The 5,067-nt window shown below is 70.9% G+C and carries 5 protein-coding genes; 2 read left to right on the top strand and 3 right to left on the bottom strand.

All coding sequences use genetic code 11. The features are described 5' to 3' along the window. Positions 1 to 1,402 (top strand): DUF2252 family protein (locus tag D7X12_RS39100; protein ID WP_147443940.1); only part of this gene is annotated, 1,402 nt, incomplete at its 5' end. A 188-nt stretch (positions 1,403 to 1,590) separates the two neighbouring features. Here the strand turns inward: D7X12_RS39100 and D7X12_RS39095 are convergent. From D7X12_RS39095 to D7X12_RS39085, 3 genes are all read right to left on the bottom strand, one after another. Then, positions 1,591 to 2,529 carry a polysaccharide deacetylase family protein gene (locus D7X12_RS39095; RefSeq protein ID WP_208719572.1) on the bottom strand — a complete coding sequence of 313 codons (939 nt, stop codon included), beginning with the start codon at positions 2,527 to 2,529 and terminating at the stop codon, positions 1,591 to 1,593. Positions 2,530 to 2,552: 23 nt separating this feature from the next. Continuing rightward, a complete protein-coding gene (locus tag D7X12_RS39090) occupies positions 2,553 to 3,263 on the bottom strand; it encodes a glycosyltransferase family 2 protein (protein WP_120630242.1) in 711 nt (236 codons plus the stop codon). 78 nt (positions 3,264 to 3,341) lie between these two features. Then, positions 3,342 to 4,655, bottom strand: a complete 1,314-nt coding sequence (locus D7X12_RS39085) for a protoporphyrinogen/coproporphyrinogen oxidase (RefSeq protein WP_120630241.1) — start codon at positions 4,653 to 4,655, stop codon at positions 3,342 to 3,344. A gap of 229 nt (positions 4,656 to 4,884) precedes the next feature. On the opposite strand from D7X12_RS39085, the gene D7X12_RS39080 reads away from it, so the two are divergent. Further along, on the top strand, positions 4,885 to 5,067 hold a 183-nt coding region (locus tag D7X12_RS39080; RefSeq protein WP_208719570.1), incomplete at its 3' end, for a zinc-ribbon domain-containing protein.

Raw genomic sequence — 5,067 nt, 5'->3', positions numbered from 1 at the left:
GACCTCCGCTCCGGGCTCCACCGTCGCCGCGACGATGCTGACGCTGGCCTCCGCGGGTGCCACGGCCTCGGGACGGACGGCCTCCGCGGCCAGCGACTTCCAACCCCAGGCCACTTCGTCACGGGCCGGCAGCGCCGTGGTCACGAACGCCCCGGTGCTGGCGCGGGCCGCCTCGGCCGGCCTCGCGCGGCAGCCTGCCCAGGCGGTGGCCTTCGTGCGCGACTTCAACGCGCGGCTGGACCTGCCGCCCGCGCGCTTGAAGGAGAAGCTCGCGATGATGCGCGAGAGCCCCGCGGCGATGTTCCGTGCCATGCCCGCCCTCTTCCACGCGGACCTGCGGGGCCCGTATGCGCAGGCCGCGAAGCTGGTGGACCGGCCGGCCCCGGACATCCTCGTGGTGGGTGACGCCCACGTGGGCAACCTGGGCACCTTCCGGGGACCGGAGGGCAAGGCGGTGTGGGGGCTCAACGACTTCGACCAGGCGGGCACGGCGTCGCCGGAGGCGGACCTCACGCGGCTGGCGGCCAGCGCGGTACTCACGGCGCGCGAAGCGGGCCTGTCGCCCGGAGAGCAGGCCTCGGCGGTGGAGGCGCTCGCGGAGGGCTACTTCCAGACGCTGGACCTGCTGGCGGACGGGGATGCGAACCCGGGGGCCTTCCTGACGAAGAAGGAGTCGTCTGGGCCGGTGAAGGACCTCATCGGCCAGGCGCGCGACACGTCCGCGAAGGACCTGCTGGCGAAGTACGTGAAGCTCGACGGCGCGAAGGGCCCACGCTTCCTCCACACGGACACGCTCAAGCCCCTGGACGCGGCGAGGAAGGGCGCGGTGCACGCGGCGCTGGCCTCGTATGAGAAGTCCCTCCAGGGCTCCGAGGGCGTGGCGGTCCCCCTGCGGGTGCTGGACCTCGCCGAGCGACTGGACGCGGGAGGCAGCAGCTACGGGCTGGAGCGCGACTACGTGCTCGTGGGTGCGGCGGATCCGAAGGCACCGCCCGTGCTGCTGGAGTTGAAGGAGCTGCTCGCGTCCGGGGTGACGTCGCCGCCGGTCCCCGCGAACGGCGAGGGGGTCATGAAGGCGCAGCAGGCGCTGGCCGGAGACGCGAACCCGCTCACGGGCGCGGTGAGCATGGGCGGCCGCGCGTTCCTGGTGCGCGAGGTGGAGCCGGAGAAGAACAAGCTGGAGGACACCGCGCTCGCGAAGAAGAAGGCGCTGCGCTCGACGTTTGAACAGGCGGGCGTGGTGCTGGCCCGCGCCCATGGCAACACGCGCGAGCAGGCCACGCGCCTGGAGGCCTGGCTGGGCGACGACACCGCCGAGGCCACGAAGCGGCTCACCGCCTTCGCGCGGGCCTACGCGGATCAGGCCGAGGCGGACTGGAAGGCCCTGAAGGCTGCGCGCTGATCAGGGCGTCGCGGAGCGCTGTCCCGCTTCCTCGCGCAGGTTCACGACGTCGCAGTGGCCTCCAAGCCACGGGGCACTGTGCCCCGCCAGCGGCTCAGCGCATCGCGAAAAGCTGTTCCGCCACGTCGCGCAGGTTCACGACGTCGCAGTGGCCTCCAAGCCACGGGGCGCCATGCCCCACCGGAGGCTCAGAGCGTCGCAGTGAAGTGTCCCGCCGCGTCGCGCAGGGTGACGACGTCGAAGTCGTCCTTCAGCCACTGGAACACGCTGCGCAGCCGCTCCTGCTTCTTGGCGGCGCTCACACGCAGATCGCGCTGTTGGCGCACCAACTCAGGCGGGATGCCATCCGCCGCGTCCAGCACGTCCACGCCGTGCAATTCGAAGTTGAAGAAGGCATCCGCCCGGCAGGCGCGGTACGCGGCGCGCATCGTGCCGCGAGGCAGCGTGGCCGCGAAGGTGCCGATGAACGGGAAGCGCACCAACGGCGTCACCGTCATCGGTAGCTCCACCACCGCGCCCGTGCCCCGACGGTAGGGCCGCGCGGGGTCCGGCCGGTACGGCACGCGCGGCGCCAGCAGCACGCGGGGCGTGTCCAGCACGGAACGCGAGGGCCGTCCCATCGCCGCGAGCGCCCCCATCACCGCCGCCTTCGCCGCGTAGTACGGCGCCGCCGGGAACGCGGAGGAGCCATACCGGTACCCCTGCGCCACGGTGGCCGCGTACAGGTCCGCGTTCAGCGTGTAGCCCGGCGCGCGGAAGCCCGAGGGCCGCACGCCGGTGGCCTTCAGGATGGCCGCGTCCGCGCGCGCCAGGTCCTCGGCGATGGCGGTGGGGCCGCGCCGCGTGAGCGCGTAGTCATGCGCATGGCTGTGGCTTGCCACCTCGATGCCCGCCGCGTGGGCCTGCCGCATGGCGTCCGCCGCGCCAGGGTCCGACTCCAGGTCCTCGCCGATGGCGAAGAACGTCCCGGGCGCGCCGACAGAGGCCAGCAGGTCGCGGAAGCGGGGCACCGCCACGCGGTGGATCAACGTGCGGGCCTCCGCGTCCAGGAGCGACTCGGGCAGCCCGTGGATCCGGCAGTAGTGCGGCAGCGAATCCAGGTCGACGGAGATGGACGCCAGGCGCACCGCGGACATGGAGCGCTCCCTCTTCAGGTCCCGCGGATGCGGATGACGTAGAACAGCTTGCCCACGTTCTTCAGCACGTTGGGCACGCGCCGGAAGAGGTGGATGGACGGCTGGCGCTTCTCGTGGAGCTGGATGGGGATCTCCATCACGTTGAGCCCCTCGCGCCACGCGCGGATGACGAACTCGCTGGCGAACACGTCCATGTCCACCACGCACTTCTGGATGACGGGCAGCAACGCTTCCCGGCGGAACGCCTTCAGCCCGTGCGTGTCCGTGCCCTGGAAGCCCAGCGCCACGCGCAAGAGCTTGTTGTGCACCCGCGTGGCCGCGCGGCGGACGAGCGGACGCTGGTCGCTCGCGCCCTTGGCGGCCTTGGAGCCCACCACCATGTCGGCCTCGCCGCGCTCCAGCCGGGGCAGCGCCGAGTCGTAGAAGGTCAGGTCACACAGGTCGATCTCATCACAGACCACGTAGGTGCCCCGGGCCTTGAGGATGCCGGCCTTGAGCGCCACGCCGTAGTTGGGCGTCTCCGAGTGGAACCAGCGCAGGCGCGGGTTCTTCGAGCACAGCTCTTCGAGGATCCGGGGCGTCGCGTCGCGCGAGCCGTTCTCCGCGAAGATGATTTCGTAGTCCAGCCCGCGAGCATCCAGCCCCTGGCTCAGCTCCGCGGCTGCCTGGGCGATGATCGATTCCTCGTTGTAGACGGGGATGACGACGGAGAGGTGCAGGGCCATGGGTCCGGGAAGCGAAAGGTAGGCCTGCGGCGTAGCACGGCCCCAACCCACCCGTCGACAGGGAGATGACCCCTCGCGTTAGCCGTTCAGCGTCCGGGCACAGGCCCGCCCGCCCAGGATGGCGTCCTCCATGGACGAGTATTCCCACTGCCCATAGCGCCCGGCGGTGAGGATGCCCGCGTGCTCCAGGAAGCGCGCCACCTCCGCCTTCGCGGGACCGTACGCGTCGTCGTAGAGCACGTACGCGTTGGGGATCTCCCGGGCCCGGGCGAAGAGGACGTCGTCCTTCGAGTGGATCATCTGCGAGCGCAGCAGGTCCTCCACCGCGTGCCGTTCCGCGTCGGCCAGGGACAGCTCGCCGTGGTGGCTGAACTCGACGGAGAAGCTGGCCGTGTCCGCGGGGGCCAGGGGCGAGTACACCGCCGACGGCGACCCGATGCGGTACGACTTGAACTCCGGCTCCGGCAGGTAGATCCAGTGCCAGGGCTGACGGTTCGCGCCCTTCACGCCCACGCACACGTACGTGACGGTGAAGGCCCGCAGCCGCTTCGCCGCGGCCTGCACTTCTTCCGGCACCCCGGAGGCGCCGCGCGCAATCAACTGCACCAGTCCAGGCAGCGCGATGGAGGACACGAGCCCCGAGTAGCCTTGCGTGCGCCCGTCCGACAGCACGACCTGCTTCGCCTTCCAGTCGATGGAGACGGGCTCGGTGTGGACGCTCAATTCACCGCCGCGCAGGTGGTGTTTCATCGCGCGCGCCAGGCTCTCGATGCCGCCCTCGCGCGGGTACAGGAACGACGCGTTGTAGCCCAGCTGATCGCTGCCGGCGCCGAGCGCCCCGTCCACGACCTCCTTGAGGCTGGGGCGCGGCACGAAGCGGCCCACCCAGGCGGCGGACATCTCGCGCGGGTGCACGGTCCACAGCTTCTGGTTGTAGGGCAGCATGAAGTTCTTCGCGAAGCCCTCGCCCATGTAGCGGAGGATGAACTCCTCGAAGTTGACGGGCTCGCGCTCGCGCAGGGCGCGGCCCTTCTCCCCGTAGATGGCCTCCACGTAGCCGACGAGGTTCTCCGCGACGACGTCGGGCGGCAGCCCGTGGGTGTTCACCTGGTAGGGGAAGCGCGTGAAGGTGCTGCGCGAGAACACCGCGGCCCGGCGCTGGATGCGGACCATCTGGTCGGGCAGCCAGAGCGTGTTGACCAGCTCCTGGACCTCCGGGTCGCGCAGGTGGAGCCAGTGACCGGTGGGGTCGAAGTAACACCCGTCGATGACCTCGGTCTTGATGAGGCCGCCGACCCGGTCCGACTTCTCGATGAGGCGCCAGGGGCGCTTGAGGAAATGCGCGGTGGACAGGCCCGCGAGGCCGGCCCCCAGGATGACGATGGGATCCATGCGGGGCCGGGTCTACCACCTCGTCCGGGGGGCTGGAAAACGAACGCACACTGTCGGTAGGGGCGGGCGCCCGCCCTCCTGCCCGGCCGGGTGACGACTCTCCGCCCGGGGGCGCGTTCTTTCCGGGCTTGAAACGCCTCTGCTAGCCTGCACGCGCCGCGCGGACCATCGCACCGCCCCATTCATTGCTGCGCGTGCGCGCGCCAGCCGGTCTCGTCGAAGGAAAACAATGAAAGTCTCCTGCCCGTCGTGCCAGACGAATTACAACATCGATGACAGGCGGATCCCGCCCGGGGGCGCGAAGCTCAAGTGTGCCCGGTGCCAGACCACGTTCCCCATCAAGGCCGATGGCGTGAGCAGCGAGGCGCCCGAGGCCGAGCCCTCCCCGGCGCCCCAGGCCGCCGCCATCCCC

The organism is Corallococcus sicarius (genome assembly GCF_003611735.1).
Classification (GTDB): domain Bacteria; phylum Myxococcota; class Myxococcia; order Myxococcales; family Myxococcaceae; genus Corallococcus; species Corallococcus sicarius.
This window is presented reverse-complemented; position numbering and strand designations above follow the sequence as displayed.

Bases quoted from the DNA above. Each gene is read 5' to 3' on its own strand.
- D7X12_RS39085 (WP_120630241.1), bottom strand. From the start codon at position 4,655: ATGGATCCCATCGTCATCCTGGGGGCCGGCCTCGCGGGCCTGTCCACC.
- D7X12_RS39090 (WP_120630242.1), bottom strand. From the start codon at position 3,263: ATGGCCCTGCACCTCTCCGTCGTCATCCCCGTCTACAACGAGGAATCG.